Source organism: Streptomyces shaanxiensis (assembly GCF_039537145.1).
GTDB classification, from domain to species: domain Bacteria; phylum Actinomycetota; class Actinomycetes; order Streptomycetales; family Streptomycetaceae; genus Streptomyces; species Streptomyces shaanxiensis.
On the sequence record NZ_BAAAZY010000027.1, the window covers coordinates 133016 to 159004 of the forward strand.

The following is a 25989-nucleotide window of genomic DNA, read 5'->3' on the forward strand; positions in this document are numbered from 1 at the left end:
AGGTCGAACAACGATGTCCACGTTTTCCACATCGGCAAGGTTTTCCACAGCCCGAGGCAGGCCTATTGACGCAGCCTCTAACAACTGTCACATTCGCCAGTGTCAAGTTACGGACACGTACCGCAGTCAGTGTGGACAAAGTGGGGCGGTGGCATGACTACGGCGGTGACAGGCGAACTCCGTGCGGAATCCGCGGAACTGCAGGGATTCAGACGGGTCCAGCGGCTGGCGTACGAGTGCGCGGAGGCCGTCGCGGCGCGGCTGGAGCCGGGCATCACCGAGGGCGAGGCGGCGCGTATGCAGCGCGAGTGGCTGCGTGAGCGCGGGGTGCGGGACTGGTTCCATCTGCCTTTCGCCTGGTTCGGGGACCGCACGGCGTTCGTGAATTTCCGGGTTCCGCTGCAGTTCTTCCCGACCAACCGCCGTCTGGAGCCCGGGATGCCGTTCATCCTGGACATGGCCCCGGTGTACGACGGCTACACGGCCGACATCGGCTACTCGGGCTCGCTCGGCATCAACCCGGTGCAGGACAAGCTGATGGCCGACCTGGAGGCGCACCGGGAGCTGATCCTGCGCGAGGTGCGCGAGCGACGGCCGCTGCGGGAGATCTACGAGAACGTGGACCGGCTCATGGTCCGCCAGGGCTATGCCAACCGGCACCGCGCCTATCCCTTCGGCGTGATCGCGCACAAGGTCGACCGGGTCCGGCAACGCCGCTGGTCGGCGCATGTCTTCGGGTTCGGCACACAGTCCCTGAAGGGCCTGGCGAGCGACGCGCTGCACGGCCACCGCGAGGGCTGGTCCCCGCTGTGGTCGCCGTACCGCTTCTCCGACCATCCGCCGCAGCCGGGCCTGTGGGCGGTCGAACCGCACCTCGGATTCCGGGGTACGGGCGCGAAGTTCGAGGAGATCCTCGTCGTCACCGACTCCGCGGATCCCGAGGAGAGCGCCTTCTGGCTGGACGACGATCTGCCGCATGTGCGGCGCTGGGCGGAGGAGAAGTGACGGTGCCGGTATCTCTTCAGGACGCGCGCGAGCGGCGGGTGCGGACCGGCGGGGTCGAGCTGTGCGTCGCCGAGCTGGGCGACCCCGGACAGCCGACGGTGATCCTCGTGCACGGCTATCCGGACAGCAAGGAGGTGTGGTCCGAGATCGCGCCACGGCTCGCCGACCGCTTCCACGTCGTGCTGTACGACGTCCGGGGCCACGGCCGGTCCACCGCGCCGCAGCCGCTGCGGGGCGGGTTCACGCTGGAGAAGCTGACGGACGACTTCCTGGCCGTCGCAGACGCGGTCAGCCCGGACCGGCCCGTGCATCTGGTGGGGCACGACTGGGGCTCCGTGCAGGCCTGGGAGTTCACCACGGTCAAGCGCACCGAGGGGCGGATCGCCTCCTTCACCTCGATGTCCGGGCCGTCCCTCGACCACTTCGGTCACTGGATCAACAGGCGCCTGAAGCGCCCCACCCCCCGCCGGGTGGGTGAGCTGCTCGGACAGGGCGCCAAGTCCTGGTACGTCTACGCGCTGCACACGCCCGTACTGCCCGAGCTGGCCTGGCGCGGCCCCCTCGGCAAGCGCTGGCCGAGGCTGCTGGAGCGCTTCGAGAAGGTGCCCGGCGACGGCTACCCGACCTCGTCCCTGCCCACGGACGCGGCGCACGGGACATGGCTGTACCGCGACAACGTACGGGCCCGGTTGCGCCGTCCGCGCCCGGACGCGTACGCACACGCGCCCGTGCAGCTCATCACGCCCCTGGAGGACGCCTTCCTGTCGGAGCGGCTCTACGACGAACTGGAGCGGTGGGTTCCGCAGTTGACCCGCCGCACGCTCGCTGCGAAGCACTGGATCCCGCGCAGCCGCCCCGACCAACTGGCGGCGTGGATCACGGAGTTCGTGACGTCCGTGGAGGGCGGGCGGCCGGAGGGGGTGACGGCGACCGGGAAGTACGCCGATCGCTTCGGCGGGCAGCTCGTCCTGGTCACCGGCGCCGGCAGCGGCATCGGCCGGGCGACGGCGTACGCGTTCGCCGAGGCGGGCGCGCGCGTGGTGGCCGTCGACCGGGACGCCGAGGCCGCCGCCCGCACCGCCGAGATGTCCCGTCTGATCGGCGCGCCCGAGGCCTGGGCGGAGACCGTCGACGTCTCCGACGAGCAGGCCATGGAGAAGCTCGCCGAGAAGGTCGCCAGGGACTACGGCGTGGTGGACGTCCTGGTGAACAACGCCGGGATCGGCCTGTCCGGCTCCTTCTTCGACACCACGCCGGAGGACTGGAAGAAGGTCCTCGACGTCAACCTCTGGGGCGTCATCCACGGCTGCCGGCTCTTCGGCAGGCAGATGGCCGAGCGCGGACAGGGCGGCCACATCGTCAACACCGCGTCGGCGGCGGCGTACCAGCCCTCGAAGGCGCTGCCCGCCTACAGCACCTCCAAGGCGGCCGTGCTGATGCTGAGCGAGTGCCTGCGCGCGGAACTGGCCGGTCAGGGCATCGGCGTGACCGCGATATGCCCCGGCTTCGTCAACACCAACATCACCTCCACCGCGCACTTCGCCGGGGTCGACGCCGAGGAGGAGAAGCGGCGCCAGAAGAAGTCCGCGCGGCTGTACGGGTTGCGGAACTACCCGCCGGAGAAGGTCGCCGACGCCATCCTGCGGGCGGTGGTGCGTGGTGAGGCCGTCGTTCCGGTGACGCCTGAGGCGCGCGGGGCGTATCTCATGTCGCGGTTCACGCCGAGGGCGCTGCGCAGGATCGCGCGGTTGGAGCCGCCGCTGTGATCGCAGACGACGAAGGTCACGAGGGGCACGCGGCCCGCACGCAGCCACCACCGTGGGCGACTTGGAACTGACGGTACGACAGCGGGCGGAGGCGGCCGAGCGTGGAGCAGGCGTACCGGATCGAGGATCTCGCGCATCTCAGCGGGGCCACCGTCCGCACCATCCGTGCCTACCAGGACCGCGGCCTGCTCCCCCGTCCCGTGCGCCGTGGCCGCGCCAACGTCTACTCGGACGCCCACCTCGTCCGCCTGCGCCAGATCGCCGGCCTCCTCGACCGCGGCTACACCCTGGCCTCCATCAAGGAACTTCTGGAGGCCTGGGACGCCGGTCGCGGCCTCGGTGGTGTGCTCGGGCTGGTCGCCGAGGTGGACGGGCCGTGGACCGACGAGGAAGCGGTACGGATCTCGCGCGCCGAGCTGGACGAGCGCTTCGGCGGCACCCCGGACGACGCGGCGGTGGCCGATGCCGTGGAGCTCGGCGTGCTGGAGCCGGTCCCCGGAGACCCTGATTCCTTCCTCGTGCCGAGCCCTCAAGAGCTCGCCGTGGCCGTCGAGTTGCACGCCGCCGGGGTCCCCCTGTCCGCGATCTCGGGCCATCTAAGGGAGTTGAGAGGCCAGGTCGAGCACATCGCCGCCCGTTTCCTGGAGTTCACCACCGAGCACGTCTTCGCCCGCTACCTCGACGGACCGCACCGCCCCACGGACGCCGAGGCGGCCGAGGCAGCCTCACTCGTACGCCGGTTGCGCCCGCTCGCCCAGCAGACGGTGGACGCGGAACTCGCCCGCGCGATGCGGCTGTTGGCGGTCCGGCACCTGCGTCAGCGTCTAGGAGCGGACGAGAAGCCGGATCCTCGCAAAAACACTCGAAACGTGTCGATCTCCGTGGAGACAATGCAGGCCGTGGAGAGACTGGTTGGCCCGAAGCAGGCGGCGGAGTTCATCGCGCTGGCCGCCGAACGGGAAGTACAGGCCCGGTCCTTGGACCGTCTCGCCGCAAATCACAGTTCATCAGCTGATCTTGACGAAACCCCTTGAAACGACGGCTCGTTGTCCACAGAATCGCCAATTCCCCTGTGGATAACCTTACTTGGTTGTGGATCAAACATCGGGTGCGAAATCATTCGCGTGATTCGTGCCGCTCCCGGCAGGCTGGTGGCATGGACGAAAGACGCACCGTGAAGGTGTCGAAGTACCTCTCGAAGCACCTGCGCCACCAGCCCGAGCGCATCGGGCTGGTCCTCGACGAGGGCGGCTGGGTCGAGATCGACACGCTGATCGCCGCCGCGGCCGCGCACGGATTCCGCTTCACCAGGGAAGAGCTGGACCACGTGGTCGCCGCCAACGACAAGAAGCGCTTCGCGATCGAGGGCACCCGCATCCGCGCCAGCCAGGGCCACAGCATCGAGGTCGACCTCGGACTGTCCCCGGCGACACCGCCGCCGTACCTCTACCACGGCACCGTGGCGCGCAACCTGGACGCGATCCGCAGCGCGGGCCTCAGGCCCATGAACAGGCACGATGTGCACCTCTCGGCCGACCGCGAGACCGCGACCCGTGTCGGCGCACGGCGCGGCCGCCCCGTCGTGCTCTCCGTGGACGCCGGCGCCATGCACCGCGACGGCCATGTCTTCCACGTCAGCGCGAACGGGGTGTGGCTGACGAAGGCCGTGCCGCCGGAGTACCTGCGCTTTCCCGAGTCGCGCTGATCACCGTCGAGCGCGTCGAGCGCCCCGATGATCGGCCTCACTCCGGTGATCGGCCTCACTCCGTGGCTGAGCAGCCGCGTGCGGTGACCGTTTCATGTGAAACCCGTTCGGCCGCTTAGGCTCGAAACATGAGTCTGCGCCTGAGCACCGTGATCCTCCCGTACCGCCGCTGGTCCGAGGGGGGTCGCGAGGCATGGCAGCGCGCGGAACAGCTCGGCTTCCACGGCGCGTACACCTACGACCACCTCTCCTGGCGCAGCTTCCGGGACGGCCCGTGGTTCGGTGCCGTGCCGACGCTGACCGCCGCCGCGGCCGTCACCGACCGTCTGCGGCTGGGCACCCTGGTGACCTCACCGAACTTCCGGCATCCGGTGCCTTACGCCAAGGAGCTCATCTCTCTCGACGACGTCTCCGACGGCCGCTTCACGCTCGGCATCGGTGCGGGCGGCGCCGGGTTCGACGCCACCGTGCTCGGCCAGGAGCTGTGGACCCCACGCGAGCGTGCCGACCGGTTCGCCGAGTTCGTCGCGATGCTGGACCGGCTGCTGACCGAGGAGTCGGTGTCGTACGAGGGTGACTTCTACTCGGCGCACGAGGCGCGCAACATCCCGGGCTGTGTGCAGCGCCCCCGGCTGCCCTTCGCGGTCGCGGCGACCGGGCCGCGCGGGCTGCGGCTCGCGGCGCGGTACGGGCAGGCGTGGGTGACCACCGGTGACCCCAAGCTGTACGAGAACGGCACTCCTGAACAGTCGGTTCAAGCCATTCGTGGACAGGCCGAGAAGCTGGCCGACGCCTGCGCCGAGATCGGCCGGGAGGTGGACGGGCTCGACAAGATCCTGCTCACCGGTTTCACCCCGGACCGCACCCGCCCCCTGGAGTCCCTCGACGCGTTCGTGGACTTCGCGGGGCGCCACCAGGAGCTGGGATTCACCGAGATCGTGATCCACTGGCCGATCCCCGACTCGGACTTCGCGGCCGACGAGAAGGTCTTCGAGCAGATCGCCATGGACGCGGCCGCACAGCTGCGGTGAGGCGGACAGGTGCAACGGTGCTGGTGAAGGGGCTGACGGCGGTGTCCTCAAGGGCGTTTTCTGCTCAGGTGCCGCCTCAGATGTGCGGACTGCCGCACGGCCGTGCAGGCATATGCGGGAGAATGACCCGGTGACCTCAGCGACTCGACAGCCCCAGACCCCGGCTTCCTCCCAGCTCTCGACTTCGCCCGAGCAGGGCGGTACGCCCGTGGTCCGCCCGCGCCTCATCGCCACCGACCTGGACGGCACCCTGCTGCGGGACGACAAGTCGGTCTCCCCGCGCACGGTCGCCGCGCTGGCCGCGGCCGAGGAGGCGGGCATCGAGGTCTTCTTCGTCACCGGCCGCCCGGCTCGCTGGATGGACGTCGTCAGCGACCATGTCCACGGTCACGGTCTGGCGATCTGTGGCAACGGCGCCGCGGTGGTCGACCTGCACGGCGGCCCCGGCACCCACAAGTTCGTGAAGGTGCGGGAGCTGGCGCGGGAGAACGCGCTGGACGCCGTACGGCTGCTGCGTGAGGCGGCGCCGGGCACCGTGTACGCGGTGGAGCAGACGTACGGCTTCTACCAGGAGCCGGACTACCCCAAGCTGCACATGGAGATACCGGACGAGCTCGCGCCGGCCGAGGACCTCCTGGCGCCGGACGCCCCCGGGGCCGGCGAGCCGGTGCTGAAGATCCTCGCCTACCACCCCACCCTCGACCCCGACGGCTTCCTCACCCTCGCCCGCCTCGCCATCGGCGACCGCGCCAATGTCACCCGCTCCAGCCCCAGCGCCCTGCTGGAGATCAGCGGGCCCGGCGTCTCCAAGGCCAGCACGCTCGCGCTGTGCTGCGCCGAGCGCGGTATCTCGCACGAGGAGGTCGTCGCCTTCGGCGACATGCCGAACGACGTGGAGATGCTGACCTGGGCGGGCCAGTCGTACGCGATGGGCAACGCCCACCCGGATGTCATCGCCGCCGCGTCGGGGCGGACGGTCGCCAACAACGAGGACGGTGTGGCGGTCGTGATCGAGCAGCTGCTGGCGGAGCGGCGCTAGCGCCCGTCCGGCGGATCAGCCCCGGCCCTACCCGAGCCGCACTCCCCGTTCCGTCAGCCACGGCACCGGATCCACGGCAGAGCCCAGCTCCGCGGTGACCCGCACCTCGAAGTGCAGGTGCGGGCCGGTCGAGTTGCCGGACGTGCCCGACTGACCGATCCACTGACCGGTGTCGACCCGCTCGCCCTGGTCGACGGCGACGGCGGCGAGGTGGGCGTACTGCGTGTAGTAGCCGTCGGCATGCAGAAGCACGACCTCCATGCCGAAGGCGCCTCCGCACGACACCCTGACCACGTGCCCGTCCCCGACCGCCCGCACCGGCGCGCCGATCGGCACCGCGAAGTCCTGTCCGGTGTGCAGGTTCGCCCACCGCAGCCCGCCGCTGCCGAACGCCGCTGACAGCTCGTACGACTCCAGCGGCGCGACCCACTCGCTCGTGAGGTCCCTCTTCGGCTGGTCGAGCCGGACGGCACCACTGCAGGACCCGGCGGCCACGGAGGCGTCGGCCTGCCCCTGCAACTGCCACCGCGCCTGTTCGAGCTTCTGCTCGATGCCCTCCTTCAGCTCGGCGAGTTCGGCGTTGCGCTTTTCCAGGTTCTGCCAGGCCGCCGCGGCCTTGGCCTCGTCCTTGGCGAGCCGGGCCTCGGCACGCCGGCTCTTCTCGATGGCGTTGCCGACGGCCATGTTCGTCTGGGAGAAGACGTGCTGACCACGCATCAGCTCGTCAGGGTCCTTCGCGAGGATGATCTGTGCGGTGAGCGGCATCCCACCGCCGCTGCGGTACTGGGCGCGTGCGATCCGGCCCAGGTCCTCGTGCAGCACGCCGATCTCCCGCCGCTCACGTTCGAGCAGTGCCTCGGCCCGCTGTGCCTTGGCCCGCTGCACCTCGGCCCCCCGCCGTCCCTTCTCGTACCGCTGCGTCGCCCGGGCCGCGTCCGCGTACAGCTGCACCACCTGCGCGCTGAGAACGGAGTCACCACCGGTCCCGGTGCCGTTGCGGCCCTGAGCGCCCTTCCGGTCGCCGACGGCACCGGCGGGCAGGGCCGCAAGGACGGCGAGCGCGCACAGCAGCGCCGGAACGAGGAGGAAACGTCGGCGATATGAGCGCATGTCAGCGATCCTGGCCCGCGGGTCGGGTCAAGGTCCTGTTCAGGTCGTACGCCTGGGGGACGGGTTGCTGCGGACGGGTCAGTACTGGTGTTGACGCGGGCGCCCACAGGGGGCGCTACGCCGTCCCCACCAGAAGATCCGCCTGCTCCTCCCGCGCCAGCATCCCCCGCAACGGCCCGTCCGCCGCGGCCAGCTCCGCGAACGTGCCCCGCTGCACCACACGCCCCTCGTCCAGGACGACCACCTCGTCCACGGCCTCCAGCCCGGCCAGTCGGTGGGTGATCAGCAGGGTCGTTCGGCCCTCGGTTGCCGCCAGCAGGTCGGCGGTGAGGGCGTCCGCGGTCGGCAGATCCAGGTGCTCGGCGGGCTCGTCGAGGACGAGGACGGGGAAGTCGGCGAGCAGGGCGCGGGCCAGCGCCAGCCGCTGCCGCTGCCCGCCCGACAGCCGTGCCCCGTGCTCGCCCACGAGCGTGTCCAGCCCGTCGGGCAGACCGTCGGCCCAGTCGAGCAGCCGGGCACGCTCGAGGGCGTCGCGCAGCGCGTCCTCGGTGGCGTCCTTCTTGGCGAGGAGCAGGTTCTCCCGTACGGAGCTGTCGAAGAGGTGCGCGTCCTGGGCGCACAGCCCGACGAGCCGCCGTACGTCGTCGCCGTCCAGCGCGTACGCGTCCACGCCACCCAGCGTGTACGAGCCCGCATCGGCGTCCAGGAAGCGCAGCAGCGTCTGCGCCAGCGTTGTCTTGCCGGACCCGGACGGCCCGACCACGGCGATCCGACGGCCTTCCTCCAGGGTCAGGTCGAGGTCGGCGAGCGCGTCCCGGTCCTGCCCGGCGTGGCGGGCCGTCAGGCCCCTGACGGCGACCGGGAAGGGCGACGCGGGCGCCTGCCGCGGCCGCTCCGGCTCCCGTACGGGCTCGGGGGCGTCCAGCACCTCGTACACGCGCTCCGCGCTCTTGCGCACCCGCTGCCGGTACTGAACGGCGAGCGGCAGGCCCAGAACGGCCTCGAAGGCGGCCAGCGGGGTGAGGACGACGACCGCCATCGTGACGCCGCCCAGGCGCCCGTCGGCGACCGCCTGGGCGCCCACGAGGGCGGTGGCGGCGACGGTGAGCCCGGAGATCAGCGCGGTGAGTCCGTCGCCGAGCGCGGTGGCCGTGGCGGCCCGCGAGGCGATCCGGGTGAGCGTCCCGTCGGCGCGCTGCGCTTCAGCCGTACGGCCGGGCAGGGCACCGGCCACGGTCAGCTCGGCGGTGCCGGTGAGCAGATCCGTCACGCGTGTCGCGAGCACTCCCCGGGCGGGGGCCAGCCTACGCTCGGCGCGGCGGGCGACGGCGCCGGTGACGAGCGGGACTCCGGCACCGGCCGCCAGCAAGCCGGCGGCAAGCACGGCACCGGCCTCGGGCAGCAGCCAGGCGGTGAAGCCGACAGCCCCGGCGGACACGACGGTCGCGGCAGCGGCGGGCAACAGCCACCGCAACCAGTAGTCCTGCAACGCGTCCACATCGGCTACGAGCCGTGAGAGCAGATCGCCCCGCCGCGTGCTCCGCAGTCCCGCGGGCGCCAGTCGCTCGAGCCGCCGGTACACGGCGACCCGGGTGTCGGCCAGCATGCGCAGCACGGCGTCGTGCGACACCAGCCGCTCCGCGTACCGGAACACGGCCCGTCCGATGCCGAAGGCCCGCGTCGCCGTCACAGCCACCATCAGGCACAGCACGGGCGGCTGCTGCGAGGCCCGCGAGATGAGCCACCCCGAGGTGGCCATGAGCCCCACAGCGCTGCCTAGCGCGAGGCTCCCGAGCAGCAGCGCGAGGGCGAGGCGGCCACGCCGGGGACCGGACATGGCGCGGATGCGGGCGAGGACACCCTGTGCGTCCGTCGTGAGCGACATGGCCTCGGTGTCATCCGCGGCGGAACCGCCCTGCACGCCCTGCTCGATCGGCGGGGCAACGGACACCTTGGGCAGGCCTTCTGCCGGCGCAGGTGCCTCGGCTTCCGCGAGCCGCACGACCCGGTCCGCCACCCCCAGCAGTGCCGGCCGGTGCACCACCAGCAGCACCGTGCGCCCCACCGCCAGCCGCCGCACGGCCTCCACGACCTCGGCCTCGGTGGCCCCGTCGAGCGCGGCCGTCGGCTCGTCGAGCAGCAGGACAGGCCGGTCCGCGAGGAACGCCCGGGCCAGCGCGAGCCGCTGCCGCTGCCCCGCCGACAGCCCGGCCCCGTCCTCACCCAGCACGGTGTCGACGCCCAGAGGCAGCGCGTCAACGAACTCCAGCGCCCCGGCGTAGTCCAGCGCCTGCCGTACGGCGGCGTCGTCTGCGTCGGGGCGCGCCAGCCGTACGTTCTCGGCGATCGTCCCGGCGTACAGGTGCGGCCGCTGCGGCACCCAGGCGATCCGCGAGCGCCACTGCTCCAGATCGACCTCGGCGAGATCGGCTCCCCCGACCAGCAGACGCCCCTCGGTCGGCCGCACGAACCCCAACAGCACGTTCAGCAGAGTCGACTTGCCCACGCCACTCGGCCCGACCAGTGCGACCGTCTCCCCGGGCTCGACGGCGAAGGACACGTCCGACACGGCCTCGACGGACCGCCCGGGGTAGCGGACCGAGACGCCCTCGAACGCGAACGGCATCGCCCCGGCCGGCACCGCCGCGGTACCCGCCACCGGCACCGGAGTCTCCAGCACCTCGAAGATCTCCTCGGCGGCCGACAGCCCTTCGGCCGCCGCGTGGTACTGCGCACCCACCTGGCGCAGCGGCAGATAGGCCTCGGGGGCCAGCACGAGGATGACCAGGCCGTCGTACAGATGCATCTCGCCGTGGACGAGCCGCATGCCGATGGTCACGGCGACCAGTGCCACGGAGAGCGTCGAGAGCAGCTCCAGGGCGAAGGAGGAGATGAAGGCGATCCGCAGCGTCCTCATGGTCGCCCTGCGGTACTCGCCGGTGATCCGCCGGATCGACTCGGCCTGCGCCTTGGCCCGCCCGAACACCTTCAGGGTCGGCAGCCCGGCGACCACGTCCAGGAAGTGTCCGGACAGCCGGGACAGCAGCCGCCACTGGTGGTCCATCCGGGACTGCGTGGCCCAGCCGATCAGCATCATGAAGATCGGAATGAGCGGCAGGGTGCCGACGATGATGGCCGCCGAGACCCAGTCCTCGGTCACGATCCGCGCCAGCACCGCCACCGGCACGACCACGGCGAGCCCCAACTGCGGCAGATAGCGCGAGAAGTAGTCGTCGAGGGCGTCGACTCCCCGCGTGGCGAGGGCGACCAGCGATCCGGTCCGCTGTCCGCTCAGCCAACCGGGCCCCAGCTCGGCCGCCCGCTCCAGCAGCCGCCCCCGCAGTTCCGACTTCACGGCCGCGCTGGCACGGTGCGCGGCGAGCTCGGTGAGCCACGCGATCACGGCGCGTCCGACCGCGACAGCCGCCAACAGCAGCAGGGGAGTGCTCAGTTCAGCGGCGGACATCCCGTGCTGGAACGCCCCCACCACCGCCTCGGCGATGAGCATCGCCTGGACGATGACCAGCCCCGCACCGACGGCGCCCAGGCCGACGACCGCGATCAGGAAGAGGCGAGTGGCGCGGGCGTAACGGAGGAGACGCGGATCGATCGGTTTCACGTGAAACATGCCCTTCGGTCCAGGGCGGGGTGTTTCACGTGAAACAACGTGAACCACCCCGCTACAGCGGACTCAGTGCGCGGATCCCGCAGCGGCGTCCGCGGCGATGTGCTGCGTGCCGATCCGCTTGCGGAACACCCAGTAGGTCCAGCCCTGGTAGAGCATGACGATCGGCGTGGCGATGACCGCGCACCACGTCATGATCTTCAGGGTGTACGGGCTCGACGAGGCGTTGGTGACCGTGAGGCTCCACGCGTCATTGAGCGAGGACGGCATGACGTTCGGGAAGAGCGCCAGGAACAGCATCGCCACGGCGGCCACAATGGTGACTCCGGAGAAGGCGAACGACCATCCCTCGCGCCCGACCTGGTTCGCCGCCAGGGCCGCCACCAGCGCGGCGACGGCCACGACGAGCGCGACCAGGCTCTGGCCGTCACCGTTCTCGACCTGCGTCCAGAGCAGGAAGACCAGCGCCAGCACCGCGGTGGCGAGGCCGACCAACAGGGCCAGCTTCCGCGCCCGCTCCCGGATCTCACCGACGGTCTTGAGTGCGGTGAACACCGCGCCGTGGAAGGTGAACAGCGTCAGCGTCACCAGACCGCCGAGGAGCGCGTACGGGTTGAGCAGGTCCAGGACGGTGCCGACGTACTCATGGCTCTGGTCGATCTTCACGCCCCGCACGATGTTGGCGAAGGCCACGCCCCACAGGAACGCCGGGATCAGAGAGCACCAGAAGATCGCGTGCTCCCAGTTCCGCTGCCAGTTCTCCTCGGGCCGCTTCGCCCGGTACTCGAAGGCGACGCCCCGGACGATCAGGCAGACCAGGATGAGCAGCAGCGGCAGATAGAAGCCGGAGAAGAGCGTGGCGTACCACTCGGGGAAGGCGGCGAAGGTAGCGCCGGCCGCCGAGAGCAGCCACACCTCGTTGCCGTCCCAGACGGGGCCGATGGTGTTGATCAGCACCCGCTTCTCGGGCCGGTTACGGGCAAGCAGCTTGGTGAGGACACCGACCCCGAAATCGAAGCCCTCCAGGAAGAAGTAGCCGATCCACAGGACGGCGATCAGGACGAACCAGACGTCGTGAAGTTCCATGACTGTGCAGCTCCCTCGGCCTAGTACGAGAAGGCCATCGGCTTGTCGGCGTCACGGGAGTCGCCGCCGATCTTCGTGGGCGGGTTCAGGTCGGCTTCCGTCAGCTCCGGCGGGCCGGCCTTGACGTACTTCGCGAGGAGCTTGACCTCGACGACGGCGAGGATGGCGTAGAGCGTGGTGAAGACGATCATCGAGGTGAGGACCTCGCCCTGGGAGACGCCGGGGGAGACCGCGTCACGGGTGCGCAGGACGCCGTAGACGACCCAGGGCTGACGGCCCATCTCGGTGAAGATCCAGCCCCAGGAGTTGGCGATCAGCGGGAAGGCAAGCGTCCAGATCGCGATGCGCCAGTACCACTTGGTCAGCTTCGGGCCGAGCGCCTTGTTCGGGAGCAGGACCAGATGCGGCACCTCGTCGTCGCCGACCCTCAGGTGCTGCGGCAGCATGAACTTCTTGCGGGTCAGCCAGAGTCCGATCAGGCCGATGGTGAACGACGCCATGCCGAAGCCGATCATCCAACGGAAGCCCCAGTAGGCGACGGGGATGTTGGGCCGGTAGTCGCCGGGGCCGAACTTCTCCTGCTCGGCCTTGTTGATGTCGTTGATGCCGGGGACGTACGAGGTGAAGTCGTCCTTGGCCAGGAAGGACAGCAGGCCGGGAATCTCTATGGCGACCCTGTTGTGGCCCTTGTCGACGTCGCCGACGGCGAAGACCGAGAAGGGCGCCGGCTCCTCGCCGTCCCACAGCGCCTCGGCCGCGGCCATCTTCATCGGCTGCTGCTCGTACATGATCTTTCCGAGGACATCGCCGCTGATCGCGGTGAGCATGCCGCCGATGACCACGGTGACCAGGCCGAGCCGCAGCGAGGTCTTCATGTCGCCGATGTGCTTCTTGCGGAGCAGGTGGAAGGCGGAGATGCCGACCATGAACGCGCCACCGGTGAGGAAGGCCGCCGACAAGGTGTGGAAGGCCTGGGCGAGCGCGGTGTTCTGGGTCAGCACGAGCCAGAAGTCGGTGAGCTCGGCCCGCCCCTTCGCCTCGTTGATCCGGTAGCCGACCGGGTGCTGCATCCACGAGTTGGCCGCGAGGATGAAGTACGCCGACAGGATCGTGCCGATGGAGACCATCCACATACAGGCCAGGTGGATCTTCTTCGGCAGCTTGTCCCAGCCGAAGATCCACAGGCCGATGAAGGTGGACTCGAAGAAGAAGGCGATCAGAGCCTCGAAGGCGAGCGGGGCGCCGAAGACGTCGCCGACGAAGCGGGAGTAGTCGGACCAGTTCATGCCGAACTGGAACTCCTGCACGATGCCGGTGACCACACCCATCGCGATGTTGATCAGGAAGAGCTTGCCCCAGAACTTCGTCGCTCTGAGGTACTTCTCCTTCTCCGTGCGCACCCACGCGGTCTGCAGCCCGGCCGTGAGGGCGGCCAGGGAGATCGTCAGGGGGACGAACAGAAAGTGGTAGACGGTGGTGATACCGAACTGCCAGCGCGCCAGAGTCTCCGGCGCCAAAGCCAGGTCCACGTCGCCGCTCCTTACCTACGCTTGTGAAAGCGTTCACATTCACAAGCAATTATGCAGTACCGGCATTCCGGCCTTCGAAGGGGGGTCCCTCCCCGACGCCGACCCCTTGGCGTGAACTTCAACATATTGTTGAATCGAGGGCATGCAGACACACCGACCACAACAGATCCGGATCTCCTGGCCCGCGGGACACCTCACCGCAACCCTCGACGACACCCCGACCACGCAGGCCCTCGCCAAGGCCCTGCCTCTCGCCTCCACCGCCCGCACCTGGGGCGAGGAGGTCTACTTCGACACGGGCGTCGCCGTTCCACGTGAAACCAACGCCCAGCAGGTCGTCGACCCCGGCACGGTCGCCTTCTGGACGGACGGCGACGCTCTCGCCCTCCCCTACGGGCCCACGCCGATCTCGCGGGGCGACGAATGCCGCCTCGCGAGTCCGTGCAACGTCCTGGGACGCCTCGACGGCGACCCCCGCCTGCTGGCCACGGTGCGCGACGGCGACCCCGTACGCGTGGAACTCGTAGACGCCTGACCCTGCGCGCGGAGCCCTACAGCTCCTTCCGGAACCCTTCCGCCACCTTCAGGAAGATGTCGTTCGCCTCGACCTCTCCGACCGTCACCCGCACACCCACGCCCGGGAACGGCCGGACCACCACGCCGTGCTGCTCGCACGCCGCCGCGAAGTCGACCGTGCGCTCCCCCAGCCGCAGCCACACGAAGTTGGCCTGGGTCTCGGGCACCGTCCAGCCCTGGGCACGCAGCCCGTCGACCACGCGGCTGCGCTCGCCCACCAACGAGCCGACCCGTCCGAGCAGTTCGTCCTCCGCACGCAGTGAGGCGATGGCCGCGTCCTGCGCGAGCTGGCTCACCCCGAAGGGCACGGCCGTCTTGCGCAGCGCCGCAGCAACCGGCTCCTGGGCGATCGCGAAGCCGACACGGAGACCGGCGAGACCGTACGCCTTGGAGAACGTCCGCAGGACACACACGTTCGGCCGCTCACGGTAGATCTCGACACCGTCCGGCACCTCGGGATCACGGATGAACTCGCGGTACGCCTCGTCGAGCACCACCAGCACATCGCCGGGCACCCGGTCGAGGAACCGCTCCAGCTCGGCCCGCTTCACGACGGTGCCGGTCGGGTTGTTGGGGTTGCAGACGAAGATCATCCTGGTGCGGTCGGTGATGGCGGCGGCCATCGCATCCAGGTCGTGCACATCACCCGGCGTCAGCGGGACCTTCACCGAGGTGGCACCGCTGATCTGCGTGATGATCGGGTACGCCTCGAAGGACCGCCAGGCGTAGATGACCTCGTCGCCCGGCCCGGAGGTGGACTGAATCAGCTGCTGGGCGACGCCGACCGAACCCGTGCCGGTGGCCACATGGGAGGCCGGGACGCCGAAGCGCTCGGACAGCTCGTTCATCAGCGCCGTGCACATCATGTCCGGGTAGCGGTTGAACGACGAGGCGGCGGCCGTCACGGACTCCATCACGCTCGGCAGCGGCGGATAGGGGTTCTCGTTGGAGGACAGCTTGTAGGCCACCGGACCACCCGCCGCGGCAGGCTTGCCGGGCTTGTAGGTGGGGATACCCTCCAGCTCGGCGCGCAGCTTGGGGCTCGTCTCGCTCACCGCAGTCCTCCTCGCGACCACCGGCGGCCCGTCATCACCGCCGGCTCCAATACTCCTCACCTTATGAGGATTCCCCGCCGATGCGTACAGGTGAGGCGCCCTCGACTGCGGACCCCTTCTGTCACACCTGCATCAGGGGCATCACCGTACGAAGCTGTACGAATTAGGGGGCGCATCACACATATATCTACGCGCCGGTGGCTCACTCCGTGGCGCGCATCCCTCGTGAAGGTGAGTTGAGACCTCTTCGAAACATCGGGCACTTGGCAGGCCCGTACGTGCCGACAAGTCAGGTCCTACTATTGGATCGTTCAACTCCCTTGCTTTCCAAGGACTTTGACGCCCCATGACCTTGCAGAAACGTGCCTGTCAACGAGTGCATATGCGTCCGCACTACCCCACCGCATGAGCCCTACTATCGGCTCGCCATGACAGCAGCAGGGAAGCACCAGGTGAGCCGCGCGGAAACCTCACGCCGAGGCAGTCGGCCCGGGCGGGCGGGGATCAGAGACGTGGCCGCCGCTGCCGGGGTCTCCATCACAACCGTCTCCGACGCCCTCAACGGCAAGGGTCGGCTGCCCGACGCCACCCGACGCCACGTCCGCGAGGTCGCCGACCGACTGGGCTACCGGCCCTCGGCCGCGGCCCGCACGCTCCGTACCGGCAAATCAGGCCTCATCGGCCTGACCGTGACGACGTACGGGGATGAACCTTTCACCTTCACCGAGTTCGCGTACTTCGCCGAGATGGCCCGTGCGGCCACCTCGGCCGCGCTCGCCCGCGGCTACGCCCTCGTGATCCTCCCCGCGACCTCGCGCCACGACGTGTGGTCGAACGTCGCCCTCGACGGCACAGTCGTCATCGACCCGTCCGACCAGGACCCCGTCGTCAGCGAGCTGGTCAGACAGGGTCTGCCGGTCGTCTCCGACGGCCGCCCGGCCGGCTCGCTCCCGGTGACCGCCTGGGTCGACAACGACCACGAGGCCGCCGTACTCGGCATCCTCGACCACCTGGCCGACGCGGGCGCCCGCCGGATCGGTCTGCTGACCGGTACCACGACGGACACGTACACCCATCTGTCGACCACCGCGTATCTGCGCTGGTGCGAGCGGGTCGGCCAGGACCCGGTGTACGAGGCCTACCCGGCGCATGATCCGTGCGCCGGTGCCGGTGCCGCCGACCGGCTGCTCGCCCGCCCGGACCGCCCCGACGCGGTCTACGGCCTGTTCGACCCGAACGGCACCGATCTGCTCGCCGCCGCGCGCCGCTACGGTCTGCGCGTGCCGGACGACCTGCTGCTGGTCTGCTGCAGCGAGTCGGCCGTCTACGCCAACACCGAGCCGCCCCTCACCACGCTCTCCCTCAAACCGCGCCGCATCGGCACGGCCGTGGTCCAGCTCCTCATCGACGCCATCGAGGGAGCGGACTCGGACCGGCCGGTCGAGCAGGTGATACCGACCGAACTGATCGTGCGTACCTCGTCCCAGCGACGGCCGCCGCGCACGACGGTCAGCCCGCCGCGATCGCCCGAGGAGCGCTAGCAGCAGGCCGGGGGAGTCGGCAGACGCAGGTCGGGCGAGGACGAAACGCAGGTCCGAGAGCGCCGGAAACGAGTCAAGGAGCTACGGGGGAGCACGGTCATCGGACGGCCGAAGCCCGGCCCAATCGGGGCGAAAGCCGCGGTGAACAGGAGTCCTGCCCCGATTCACCACCCCTGGGTCATCACATGGCGCGATCGGCATTCCTATGATGGGCCCACGACACCCGCGGGCCGCTGCGACCAGGCAGTCCGATGCGGTGCAGCTGCGGCGCGATGGTGGAGGGGTCTGATGACTCAGGGGGCCGGTCAGGGACCCGAGGTGGAGCGGACGGCGACGTTGCGCGACTTCCGGGTGCCCGCTTACGTCCACGAGACCGGTCCGTACGGCCACAGCACACACCCGGGCGATGTCGCGCCGCCCGTCGGCGAGGCCTATCCGGAGGGATACACGCCGACGCAGCGCGACCTGCCCGTCATCAATCGCGGTGACACGGTTCAGGTGCAGGTCGACCCCGCCTCCCTGCCGGCCCCGGCGTCCGGGGGCGGTGTCGGCCCGCTGTTCGTCGTCGGCGACGTGCACGGCTATCTCGACGAGCTGGTGGCCGCCCTTCAGGAGAAGGGCCTCATCGACTCGGCGGGGAACTGGAGCGCGGGCACCGCACGGCTGTGGTTCCTCGGCGACTTCACCGACCGCGGCCCGGACGGCATCGGCGTCATCGACCTCGTGATGCGGCTCTCCGCGGAGGCGGCGGCCGCCGGCGGCTACTGCAAGGCCCTCATGGGCAACCACGAGCTGCTGCTGATCGGCGCCAAGCGGTTCGGCGACACCCCCGTCAACTCCGGCGCGGGCACCGCCACCTTCCAGGCGGCCTGGCTGCTCAACGGCGGCCAGAAGACCGACATGGACCGCCTCCAGGACCACCACCTGCAGTGGATGTCGCGGCTGGACGCCGTGGAAGAGGTCGACGGCCACCTGCTCGTGCACTCGGACACCACCGCCTATCTCGACTACGGCGACTCGATCGAGGCGGTCAACGACACCGTCCGCGAGACGCTCGCGCGCAACGACGCCGACGAAGTCTGGGATCTCTTCCGCAAGTTCACCAAGCGCTTCTCCTTCCGCGACGAGGGCGGCGCCGACCATGTGCGCTCCCTGCTCGATACGTACGGCGGCACCCGCATCGTTCACGGCCACAGCCCCATCCCCTACCTCCTGGGGGAGGTCGGCTCCGACGAGGGCGAGGACGACAGCAGGCCCTTGGTCGAGGGACCGCACGTCTACGCCGAAGGCCTCGCCATCGCGATGGACGGCGGCGTGACCATGGCCGGAAAGCTGCTGGTCCAGCAACTTCCCCTGGATATCTGACCGTTCACGGGGCAGACGTCGCCCCAGGAAGCAGTGACGGAAGACGGCGCAGGCCAGGGCCCAATTTTTGGAAACCCCCTGTCACCGTGTGCCGTCACCGCTCTACCATCGGCTTATCCGTAGCAGGCTCCCCTCCGTTTCTGCCCGACGGCTCGTTGCCATGCGAGCCCCAAGCCCTACGGAGCATCGGGGGATGCACATGAACAGCGTTCCGCAGCACCTGTACAGCGAGGACCGCCAGGATTACGAGCGGATCCTCGACGAGGCGCTGCGCTCCGCACCACACCGCCCGGAACTGACCGCTGTCGGACAGCGGCTCAACCCCGAACAGCTGCGCACCATGGCGCTCAACGCCACCGCACTCATCACGGCGGCCGCGGCGACCGAGTACCAGCACTACGTGAAGGTCCGCGAGGAACTGCGCCAGCCGGCGCCGTCCACCCCGTCGTCCGCCCGCGAGTCCGGCTCCACCGAGTCGGGCACGGGCGCGATGGGGCTCGCCACCACCATGGGAGAAGTCGCCGAGACAGCCGGCCCGGGCGTCGTCGCCGTGCTCGCCGTCCTGGCACCCGTCCTCGCCGGCACCGCCGCGGCGATCTTCCTGCTCGTCGGCTACATCCTGAAGATGTTCGACCCCGAGCCGGCGTTCGCCACGACGATGCTCACCACCGGATGGGTGTTCGGTGCCGTGGCGGCGGCCGCGATCCTGGTCGCCGCCGTCGGCCTGCTGCTCACCGCCCTGCGCAACCGGCCCGCGTTCGACGCCGGACCGTACGGCGAACTGAGCGAGGAGGTCTCCCGGGCCAGGGAAGCCTGGCGCCAGGCCCTGCTGGAGCGCGGCATCCTGCCCTTCCTTCGAGAGGCACTCGCCGACCCCGGCACGGCATCGGCACTGCACCGCACGCCACCGTCGACACCTGCCGGCCGCATCCCGAACCTCGGCTACGCCCGCCCGGGTTTCAGCAGCCCGGACGACGGTGCCTCGCGGGGCGCACGGCCGAGCTTCTCCAGCCCGGACTACACCAGCCCGGACTTCGGAGGGCCGGAACACCAGCCGGAGTAGCCCCTCGGCTTGCGCCCCCGCCGTAGGAGAGCCCCGCCAGGGGACCTCCACCTCGACGGAGCCCCGAGGAAACCCCTCGGGGAGGCGCAAGCCGAACAGCCGGGCAGCACGCCGGGCGCCCGGTCGTGCGCCGGACAACCGGACACGTGCCGGACACCGGGGCATGGCGCCATGGGTCAGGACGTCGACGTCAGTCCGCGATCGGCAGGTACACCCGGTTGCCCGCCGCTGCGAACTCCTTCGACTTCTGAGCCATGCCCTCCTCGATGTCCTCCCGGGACTCGCCGTGTTGGCGGCGGATGTCCTGGGAGATCTTCATCGAGCAGAACTTCGGCCCGCACATGGAGCAGAAGTGAGCCGTCTTGGCGGGCTCGGCCGGAAGGGTCTCGTCGTGGAACTCCCGTGCCGTGTCCGGGTCGAGGGCGAGGTTGAACTGGTCCTCCCACCGGAATTCGAAACGGGCGTCGGACAGTGCGTCGTCCCACTCCTGCGCGCCGGGGTGCCCCTTGGCGAGGTCGGCCGCGTGGGCAGCGATCTTGTAGGTGATGACGCCGGTCTTGACGTCGTCACGGTTGGGCAGGCCCAGGTGCTCCTTGGGCGTGACGTAGCAGAGCATGGCCGTGCCCCACCAGGCGATCATCGCGGCGCCGATGCCGGACGTGATGTGGTCGTACGCCGGCGCGATGTCCGTGGTCAGCGGGCCGAGCGTATAGAACGGAGCTTCATCGCAGATCTCCTGCTGAAGGTCGATGTTCTCCTTGATCTTGTGCATCGGGACATGTCCCGGGCCCTCGATCATGGTCTGTACGTTGAAACGCTTGGCGATCGTGTTGAGTTCCCCGAGCGTCCGCAACTCCGCGAACTGAGCCTCGTCGTTGGCGTCCGCGATCGAGCCGGGCCGGAGGCCGTCGCCCAGGGAGTACGTGACGTCGTAGGCCGCGAGGATCTCGCAGAGCTCCTCGAAGTTCTCGTACAGGAAGCTCTCCCTGTGGTGCGCCAGGCACCACGCGGCCATGATCGAGCCGCCGCGCGAGACGATGCCGGTCTTGCGGTTGGCGGTGAGCGGCACGTACGGCAGGCGCACGCCGGCATGGACCGTCATGTAGTCCACGCCTTGCTCGGCCTGTTCGATGACCGTGTCCTTGTAGATCTCCCAGGTCAGCTCCTCGGCGCGGCCGTCCACCTTCTCCAGCGCCTGGTAGAGCGGCACCGTGCCGATCGGCACGGGGGAGTTGCGCAGCACCCACTCGCGGGTGGTGTGGATGTTGCGGCCGGTGGACAGGTCCATGACCGTGTCGGCGCCCCAGCGGGTCGCCCAGGTCATCTTCTCGACCTCCTCCTCGATGGAGGAGGTGACCGCGGAGTTGCCGATGTTGGCGTTGACCTTCACCAGGAACCGCTTGCCGATGATCATCGGCTCGATCTCCGGGTGGTTGACGTTGGCGGGCAGCACTGCCCGGCCCGCCGCGATCTCGTCGCGGACCACTTCGGGAGAAACGTTCTCCCGGATGGCCACGAACTCCATCTCGGGTGTGATCTCGCCACGGCGTGCGTAGGCGAGCTGCGTGACCGCCTTGCCGTCGCGGCTGCGACGCGGCTGGCGCGGCCGGCCGGGGAAGACCGCGTCGAGGTTGCGCAGGCCGCCCCGCGGCGACGTGTGCTTGATCCCGTCGTCCTCGGGACGCACGGGACGGCCCGCGTACTCCGCGGTGTCGCCGCGGGCGATGATCCAGTTCTCCCGTAGCGGGGGCAAGCCCCTGCGGACGTCCGTCTCGGCCAATGGATCGGTGTACGGGCCCGACGTGTCGTACAGCGTGACCGACTGCCCGTTGGTGAGGTGCACCTGGCGGACCGGCACCCGCAGATCGGGGCGTGAGCCCTCGACATACGCCTTGTGCCAGCCGATGGACTTTCCGGCCTCCTGGGACTTCTCGCCCTGAACGGAGGCAGGCGTGCGTGCGTCCTCGTTGGTCATGAGACCTACTCCCTACGCCGGCATTACCCGGTAACAGGTTCGGCGGTCGACGCAGCGGTTTCCGTCTGCCGACGTTTCGTGTGAAACATCACTCGTGATGGGTGATGTTTCATGTGAAACATCGCTGGGACGGAGGTCAGCGCCCTCTCAGCCCGGTGCTCCGAGCTCCCGCGTGTACAAAGGTGGCACCACGCTAGCGTCAATTCGGGCGCGGTGAACAGGGGGCCCCGGTCGTTCTTGCGATGATCGGTCGGTGACCTCGACGCATGAACCTCCGTACCCACCGCCCGAGCGGCCCCGTGGATCCGGCGCCGGAAGCGGCCCCGAGCAGGGCAACGGCCGTACCGACGGCCGGGGTTCGGGGGTTCCCGCGAGCAGATACGACGGTGGGTACGGCGGTGGTCCCGCAGGCGGCCAAAACGATCACACGGCTGGAACCGGCGGTTGGCACGAGCACGGTCCGGGGGCTGGTGGCTCGCACGAGCACGTCCCCGGATCCGGATCCGGTGGCTCACGGGGGCAGGGGCCCGGCCCGGGTGACGGGCACGGGCACGATTCCGGTGGTGATCATGGACACGGCCACGGGTCCGGCGGCTCGCGTGGCGGCGGTGACGGTGGCGGGTACGGGCACTCGCACAGTCACGCCCACGGCCCTGCGGCCCCCGTCTCCCAGCACCTGCGCAAGGTCATCGCGGCGATCCTGATCCCGTTCGCCGCGGCAGTGGTGGTGGGGCTCGTGGTGCTGTGGCCGGGCGGTGCCCCGTCCCACGAGCGCACGGGCGTCGGCTTCGACCGGCAGACACAGCAGGCCACGGTCACCAAGGTGGTCGAGGTGAGCTGCAAGGACGTCGGCGCCTCGGGGGTGCCCCCGACCGGCAACACCTCCACCGCCGAGGGTTCCTCCGCCGTGCAGCAGGAGAACGGCACCTGCAAGAAGGCGACGATCACCGTCGACACGGGCAAGGACAAGGGCCGTACGTTCACGGAGATCGTGCAGCCCGATCAGTCGCGGCAGTTGGAGGAGGGCCAGAAGGTCGTGGTCGCCTATGAGCCCTCGGCGCCCAAGGACCTGCAGTACTCGGTCACCGATGTGAACCGTAAGTTCCCGATGGCGCTGCTCGCCGGCATCTTCGCGCTCGCCGTCGTGGTGGTGGGCCGGATGCGCGGTGTCATGGCACTGGTCGCGCTGGCCATCAGCTTCCTGGTGCTGACCTTCTTCATCCTGCCGGCGATCCTGCAGGGCTCGAACCCACTGGTCGTGGCGGTGGTCGGGGCCAGCGCCATCATGCTGATCGCCCTCTACATGTGCCACGGCCTATCGGCCCGTACGTCCGTGGCGGTACTCGGCACGCTGCTCTCGCTGCTGCTGATCGGGCTCCTGGGCTCGGGGTTCATCGACTGGGCCGCCCTCACCGGCAACACGGACGACAACACCGGCCTGATCCACGGGCTGTACCCGTCGATCGACATGAGCGGTCTGCTGCTCGCCGGCGTCATCATCGGTTCGCTCGGTGTCCTCGACGACGTGACGGTCACCCAGACGTCCGCGGTCTGGGAACTGCACGAGGCCAACCCGACGATGGGCTGGCGCGGCCTGTACCGCGCGGGCATCCGCATCGGCCGCGACCACATCGCGTCGGTCGTCAACACGCTCGTCCTCGCCTACGCGGGCGCCGCGCTGCCGCTGCTGCTGCTCTTCTCGATCGCGCAGAGCGGCGTCGGCACGGTCGCCAACAGTGAGCTGGTGGCGGAGGAGATCGTGCGCACGCTGGTGGGCTCCATCGGCCTGGTCGCCTCGGTACCGGTCACCACGGCACTCGCGGCCCTGGTGGTCTCGGCCGACCGGCCGGAGAAGGGAACGGCGCCGACAGGTGCCCAGCCGGTCCCGGCGGGCGCACAGCAGACGCCTGGGCGCGGAGGACGGGGACGACGGCGGAAGCGGTGAGACGACGGCGGAAGCGCTGAGGTGACGGGCGAGGCGTTGAGGTGACGGCGGTGGCGTTGCGGCGGCTGCGGACAGGGTGAGACGGCTGCGGAAGGGGTGAGAGGTACGCCCGCCGATCCGACACGGCCGACCTCGCCCATTCGGCGCAACGCGGAGCCCGCCCGGCGAGGAAGCGCTCCCACGCACGCCGTTTGCGCCCGGCGAAGCGTTACGCCACTCCCACCCTGGCTGCCGTGACACCTCACCCCGCGCTCTGCTCCTCGGCCAGGATGCGGTCCAGGGCCTCGTCGAGATGGGCGTCGAAGTCGGCGAGCGCGCCCTCCTGCCCGAGCGGCACCAGCTTGTCGGTGCGGTCGAGGAAGGCCACGAGCGGTGCCACCGAGGAGCGGAACAGCGCCTGGTCGGCGCCGACCTGAAGCCGGATCAGCACATCGCCGAGTGTCTCGGAACCGGCCGGCGAGACCCGTACGTCGCCCTCGCCGCAGGGCCTGCCCACCCCGTCGACCAGCAGCTCGCGGCCGAATGCCCAGGTCACCGGGGCATCGCCGGGCAGGTGGAAGGTCAGCCGCACGGCATAGGGATCGCAGGTCTCGTAGCGCAGCTCTACCGGGATGCGGAAAGACAGCTCCTCGGACACGAGGAAGCTCATCATGACCTCTGCCTGTACGGACTCGCGCATCGCCTACCCCGTCGTTTGCCGGTCGACTGGCCGGGAACGGACCCCGACACTGGTGGAATCTTGCTGAACGTACACGAGAGATCACAAGGAGTGAGTTTTCACATACTGATAGAGATCGAGAGTGACCCCAGGAGTCGCCCGACCTCGTCCTGCAGCTGGCGTGCCGCCGACAGCAGCCGGTCGGCCTGGTGAACGGGCAGGGAAATGGCAATCGTCGCGGCCGTACTGCCCACCGTGATCGGGATCGCGGCACACACCGTGCCCAGCGCGTACTCCTGGCGCTCGGTCACCGGCTCCATCCGGCGGATCCGTTCGATGCGGCGCAGCAGGGTGCGGCTGTCACGCACCGTGTACGGGGTGATGGCCTGCACGGGATGGCGGTCGAGATGGTCCCGGCGGGCGTCCTCCCCCAGCTGGGACAGCAGGCACTGGCCGATGGCGTGCGCGTGGCCGGTCTCACGGAAGTCGGCCCATTCCTCGACCGCCGGATTGCCCGGGGTGTCGGAGACGCCCATGACCTCGATCTCGCCCTCGCGGTACAGGGCGTAGTACACGGGCAGGCCGAGGGCGTCACGGCAGTGGGCGAGCGCGTCGGCGACCGTGCTGCGACGTTTCTGCTCGGCTCCGCTGCTGCTCAGCCGCACAGCGGCGTCACCCAGGAAGAACAGTCCTCTGTCGCGGCGCAGATAGCCCTCGTGCACCAGGGTGCGCAGCAGGTGGTACGCGGTGGGCAGCGCCAGGCCCGTCTCACGGGCGAGTTGCTTGGCGGGAGCGCCGTACTCGTGCCCGGCGACGCATTCCAGCAGGCGCATCGCGCGTTGGACGGATCCGATGAGCGTCGCGGAGTGCGGCTGCTCGGGGGGTGTCGGGGACGCCTGCCGCGGTACCTGGGGACCGGAGGAACGCGGCCGTCCGACGGATGCGTGGGGGTCTGAGGGTGCGGTGTCAACCGTGGCCAAGGGTCACTCCCTGAGCGCGAGGGGGGAGCCCGTGCGGGGGAACACGGGAGGGGTGCACGCCGCTCGCGGGGGCGTCCCCGCGTCGATTTCCGGACTCTATTGGCCCGTCACCGCTCGCTGGCGCCCTGCCGGGAAAACTTCCCTCGGCCGAGGGAACCGGTGATTCCTGTTACCGCCCACCGGTCCCCACAGTCCCCACGGCCCTCACCAGTCGCTGCGCGACGAGGAGCTCGAGGTGAACTTCCTTACGACGTAGATCAGTCCACCGACCAGTGCCACGAAGACCAGCACCTTGAAGAGCAGTCCGATGACGAACCCGACGACGCTGGCTATCAGCCCGCCGAAGACGACCAGAGCGATGACCGGCACCGCGATCCACTTCACCCACCACGGCAGTCCTGCGAAGATCTCACGCATCGCCCTCGTCCTTACCTCTCCGGCCCGTCACTGTGCCCGGTCCTGATCCTTCGAACCTGCCGATTCATTCGAATCCGCTGATTCCCTGCACTCGATGCTAGGGCGGGCAGGTGCCCGTGCGGGGGCCTCGCAGCCCTTGTCCTCCCCTGATCGATCCCCTAGGGAACCCTGAGGCCAAGGGTCAGCTCTCGGGCGGAGAGAACACCACGAGCACCCGCAGATCCTCGCTGATGTGGTGGAACTTGTGGGCGACCCCGGCCGGCACGTAGACGACGCTGCCGCGCGCCACCTGGGTCGTCTCCATGCCGACGGTGATCTGGGCCCGGCCGCTCACAACGAAGTAGACCTCGTCCTGATTGTGCGGCTTCTGTGGATCATGCTCGCCGGCATTGAGCGCGTACAGCCCGACCGACATGTTCCGCTCACGCAGAAACTGCAGGTAGGCGCCCTCGTTGGCGGCGCGCTCCGCCTCCAGTTCGTCCAGCCGGAATGCCTTCATCGCTGTTGTCCGCCCTCAT

Annotated in this window: 21 protein-coding genes; 11 read left to right on the plus strand and 10 right to left on the minus strand. The window is 69.7% G+C overall.

The features are described from left to right. The first annotated feature begins 153 nt into the window (after window positions 1-153). The 6 genes from ABD932_RS38005 to ABD932_RS38030 all read left to right on the plus strand — a co-directional run bounded on the left by ABD932_RS38005 (window position 154) and on the right by ABD932_RS38030 (window position 6546). Window positions 154-1005: a M24 family metallopeptidase gene (locus ABD932_RS38005; protein WP_345020225.1), complete on the plus strand. Its 852-nt coding sequence runs from the start codon at window positions 154-156 to the stop codon at window positions 1003-1005. Further along, window positions 1002-2771 carry an SDR family oxidoreductase gene (locus ABD932_RS38010; protein WP_345020226.1) on the plus strand — a complete coding sequence of 590 codons (1770 nt, stop codon included), beginning with the start codon at window positions 1002-1004 and terminating at the stop codon, window positions 2769-2771. Before ABD932_RS38005 ends, ABD932_RS38010 begins: the two co-directional genes overlap by 4 nt. 101 nt (window positions 2772-2872) lie before the next feature. Further along, a complete protein-coding gene (locus tag ABD932_RS38015; RefSeq protein WP_345020228.1) occupies window positions 2873-3805 on the plus strand; it encodes a MerR family transcriptional regulator in 933 nt (310 codons plus the stop codon). Between the two features lie 122 nt (window positions 3806-3927). Continuing rightward, window positions 3928-4476 (plus strand): RNA 2'-phosphotransferase, encoded by a 549-nt coding sequence (locus ABD932_RS38020; protein ID WP_345020230.1) that lies wholly within the window; start codon window positions 3928-3930, stop codon window positions 4474-4476. A gap of 128 nt (window positions 4477-4604) precedes the next feature. Continuing rightward, window positions 4605-5507 carry an LLM class flavin-dependent oxidoreductase gene (locus ABD932_RS38025; protein WP_345020232.1) on the plus strand — a complete coding sequence of 301 codons (903 nt, stop codon included), beginning with the start codon at window positions 4605-4607 and terminating at the stop codon, window positions 5505-5507. A gap of 112 nt (window positions 5508-5619) precedes the next feature. After that, complete coding sequence (locus ABD932_RS38030; RefSeq protein ID WP_345020234.1) at window positions 5620-6546, plus strand: HAD hydrolase family protein; 927 nt, start codon at window positions 5620-5622, stop codon at window positions 6544-6546. A gap of 27 nt (window positions 6547-6573) precedes the next feature. Here the strand turns inward: ABD932_RS38030 and ABD932_RS38035 are convergent, their stop codons facing one another. The 4 genes from ABD932_RS38035 to ABD932_RS38050 all read right to left on the minus strand — a co-directional run bounded on the left by ABD932_RS38035 (window position 6574) and on the right by ABD932_RS38050 (window position 13896). Further along, a complete protein-coding gene (locus ABD932_RS38035; protein ID WP_345020235.1) occupies window positions 6574-7656 on the minus strand; it encodes a M23 family metallopeptidase in 1083 nt (360 codons plus the stop codon). 115 nt (window positions 7657-7771) lie between these two features. Further along, complete coding sequence (gene cydD, locus ABD932_RS38040; RefSeq protein ID WP_345020237.1) at window positions 7772-11284, minus strand: thiol reductant ABC exporter subunit CydD; 3513 nt, start codon at window positions 11282-11284, stop codon at window positions 7772-7774. Window positions 11285-11347: 63 nt separating this feature from the next. After that, window positions 11348-12367, minus strand: coding sequence for a cytochrome d ubiquinol oxidase subunit II (gene cydB, locus ABD932_RS38045; protein ID WP_345020239.1), 1020 nt, complete (start codon window positions 12365-12367; stop codon window positions 11348-11350). Window positions 12368-12387: 20 nt separating this feature from the next. Continuing rightward, window positions 12388-13896 (minus strand): cytochrome ubiquinol oxidase subunit I, encoded by a 1509-nt coding sequence (locus ABD932_RS38050; RefSeq protein WP_345020241.1) that lies wholly within the window; start codon window positions 13894-13896, stop codon window positions 12388-12390. 142 nt (window positions 13897-14038) lie between these two features. Between ABD932_RS38050 and ABD932_RS38055 the strand changes: the two genes are divergently transcribed. Next, window positions 14039-14431: a cyclophilin-like fold protein gene (locus ABD932_RS38055; RefSeq protein ID WP_345020243.1), complete on the plus strand. Its 393-nt coding sequence runs from the start codon at window positions 14039-14041 to the stop codon at window positions 14429-14431. Between the two features lie 16 nt (window positions 14432-14447). On the opposite strand, the gene hisC is transcribed toward ABD932_RS38055, so the two are convergent. Beyond that, window positions 14448-15527, minus strand: coding sequence for a histidinol-phosphate transaminase (gene hisC, locus ABD932_RS38060; protein WP_345020245.1), 1080 nt, complete (start codon window positions 15525-15527; stop codon window positions 14448-14450). Between the two features lie 428 nt (window positions 15528-15955). On the opposite strand from hisC, the gene ABD932_RS38065 reads away from it, so the two are divergent. From ABD932_RS38065 to ABD932_RS38075, 3 genes are all read left to right on the plus strand, one after another. Then, window positions 15956-17068, plus strand: coding sequence for a LacI family DNA-binding transcriptional regulator (locus tag ABD932_RS38065; RefSeq protein WP_345020247.1), 1113 nt, complete (start codon window positions 15956-15958; stop codon window positions 17066-17068). Between the two features lie 288 nt (window positions 17069-17356). Further along, window positions 17357-18433 carry a metallophosphoesterase gene (locus ABD932_RS38070; RefSeq protein WP_126393459.1) on the plus strand — a complete coding sequence of 359 codons (1077 nt, stop codon included), beginning with the start codon at window positions 17357-17359 and terminating at the stop codon, window positions 18431-18433. A 193-nt stretch (window positions 18434-18626) separates the two neighbouring features. Further along, window positions 18627-19496: a hypothetical protein gene (locus ABD932_RS38075; protein ID WP_345020250.1), complete on the plus strand. Its 870-nt coding sequence runs from the start codon at window positions 18627-18629 to the stop codon at window positions 19494-19496. Between the two features lie 190 nt (window positions 19497-19686). Here ABD932_RS38075 and thiC read toward each other — a convergent pair whose 3' ends face one another. Then, window positions 19687-21471 carry a phosphomethylpyrimidine synthase ThiC gene (thiC, locus tag ABD932_RS38080; RefSeq protein WP_345020251.1) on the minus strand — a complete coding sequence of 595 codons (1785 nt, stop codon included), beginning with the start codon at window positions 21469-21471 and terminating at the stop codon, window positions 19687-19689. Window positions 21472-21724: 253 nt separating this feature from the next. Between thiC and ABD932_RS38085 the strand changes: the two genes are divergently transcribed. Next, complete coding sequence (locus tag ABD932_RS38085; protein WP_345020253.1) at window positions 21725-23416, plus strand: YibE/F family protein; 1692 nt, start codon at window positions 21725-21727, stop codon at window positions 23414-23416. Between the two features lie 241 nt (window positions 23417-23657). Here ABD932_RS38085 and ABD932_RS38090 read toward each other — a convergent pair whose 3' ends face one another. The 4 genes from ABD932_RS38090 to ABD932_RS38105 form a co-directional block, all read right to left on the minus strand. Further along, on the minus strand, window positions 23658-24095 hold the full coding sequence (locus tag ABD932_RS38090; protein WP_062707976.1) for an SsgA family sporulation/cell division regulator: 438 nt from the start codon (window positions 24093-24095) through the stop codon (window positions 23658-23660). A gap of 98 nt (window positions 24096-24193) precedes the next feature. Continuing rightward, window positions 24194-24928, minus strand: a complete 735-nt coding sequence (locus ABD932_RS38095) for an IclR family transcriptional regulator (RefSeq protein WP_345020302.1) — start codon at window positions 24926-24928, stop codon at window positions 24194-24196. A 330-nt stretch (window positions 24929-25258) separates the two neighbouring features. Continuing rightward, window positions 25259-25471 (minus strand): DUF5326 family protein, encoded by a 213-nt coding sequence (locus ABD932_RS38100; protein WP_030048440.1) that lies wholly within the window; start codon window positions 25469-25471, stop codon window positions 25259-25261. Between the two features lie 181 nt (window positions 25472-25652). After that, on the minus strand, window positions 25653-25970 hold the full coding sequence (locus tag ABD932_RS38105) for a cupin domain-containing protein (RefSeq protein WP_019755167.1): 318 nt from the start codon (window positions 25968-25970) through the stop codon (window positions 25653-25655). Window positions 25971-25989 lie beyond the last annotated feature (19 nt).

Excerpts from the sequence above, each read along its gene's own strand:
- ABD932_RS38065 (WP_345020247.1), top strand. The coding sequence starts at position 15,956 with ATGACAGCAGCAGGGAAGCACCAGGTGAGCCGCGCGGAAACCTCACGC.
- ABD932_RS38090 (WP_062707976.1), bottom strand. The coding sequence starts at position 24,095 with ATGCGCGAGTCCGTACAGGCAGAGGTCATGATGAGCTTCCTCGTGTCC.
- ABD932_RS38035 (WP_345020235.1), bottom strand. The coding sequence starts at position 7,656 with ATGCGCTCATATCGCCGACGTTTCCTCCTCGTTCCGGCGCTGCTGTGC.
- ABD932_RS38025 (WP_345020232.1), top strand. The coding sequence starts at position 4,605 with ATGAGTCTGCGCCTGAGCACCGTGATCCTCCCGTACCGCCGCTGGTCC.
- cydD (WP_345020237.1), bottom strand. The coding sequence starts at position 11,284 with ATGTTTCACGTGAAACCGATCGATCCGCGTCTCCTCCGTTACGCCCGC.
- ABD932_RS38005 (WP_345020225.1), top strand. The coding sequence starts at position 154 with ATGACTACGGCGGTGACAGGCGAACTCCGTGCGGAATCCGCGGAACTG.
- thiC (WP_345020251.1), bottom strand. The coding sequence starts at position 21,471 with ATGACCAACGAGGACGCACGCACGCCTGCCTCCGTTCAGGGCGAGAAG.
- cydB (WP_345020239.1), bottom strand. The coding sequence starts at position 12,367 with ATGGAACTTCACGACGTCTGGTTCGTCCTGATCGCCGTCCTGTGGATC.
- ABD932_RS38105 (WP_019755167.1), bottom strand. The coding sequence starts at position 25,970 with ATGAAGGCATTCCGGCTGGACGAACTGGAGGCGGAGCGCGCCGCCAAC.
- ABD932_RS38055 (WP_345020243.1), top strand. The coding sequence starts at position 14,039 with ATGCAGACACACCGACCACAACAGATCCGGATCTCCTGGCCCGCGGGA.
- ABD932_RS38070 (WP_126393459.1), top strand. The coding sequence starts at position 17,357 with ATGACTCAGGGGGCCGGTCAGGGACCCGAGGTGGAGCGGACGGCGACG.
- ABD932_RS38100 (WP_030048440.1), bottom strand. The coding sequence starts at position 25,471 with ATGCGTGAGATCTTCGCAGGACTGCCGTGGTGGGTGAAGTGGATCGCG.
- ABD932_RS38075 (WP_345020250.1), top strand. The coding sequence starts at position 18,627 with ATGCACATGAACAGCGTTCCGCAGCACCTGTACAGCGAGGACCGCCAG.
- ABD932_RS38030 (WP_345020234.1), top strand. The coding sequence starts at position 5,620 with ATGCGGGAGAATGACCCGGTGACCTCAGCGACTCGACAGCCCCAGACC.
- ABD932_RS38020 (WP_345020230.1), top strand. The coding sequence starts at position 3,928 with ATGGACGAAAGACGCACCGTGAAGGTGTCGAAGTACCTCTCGAAGCAC.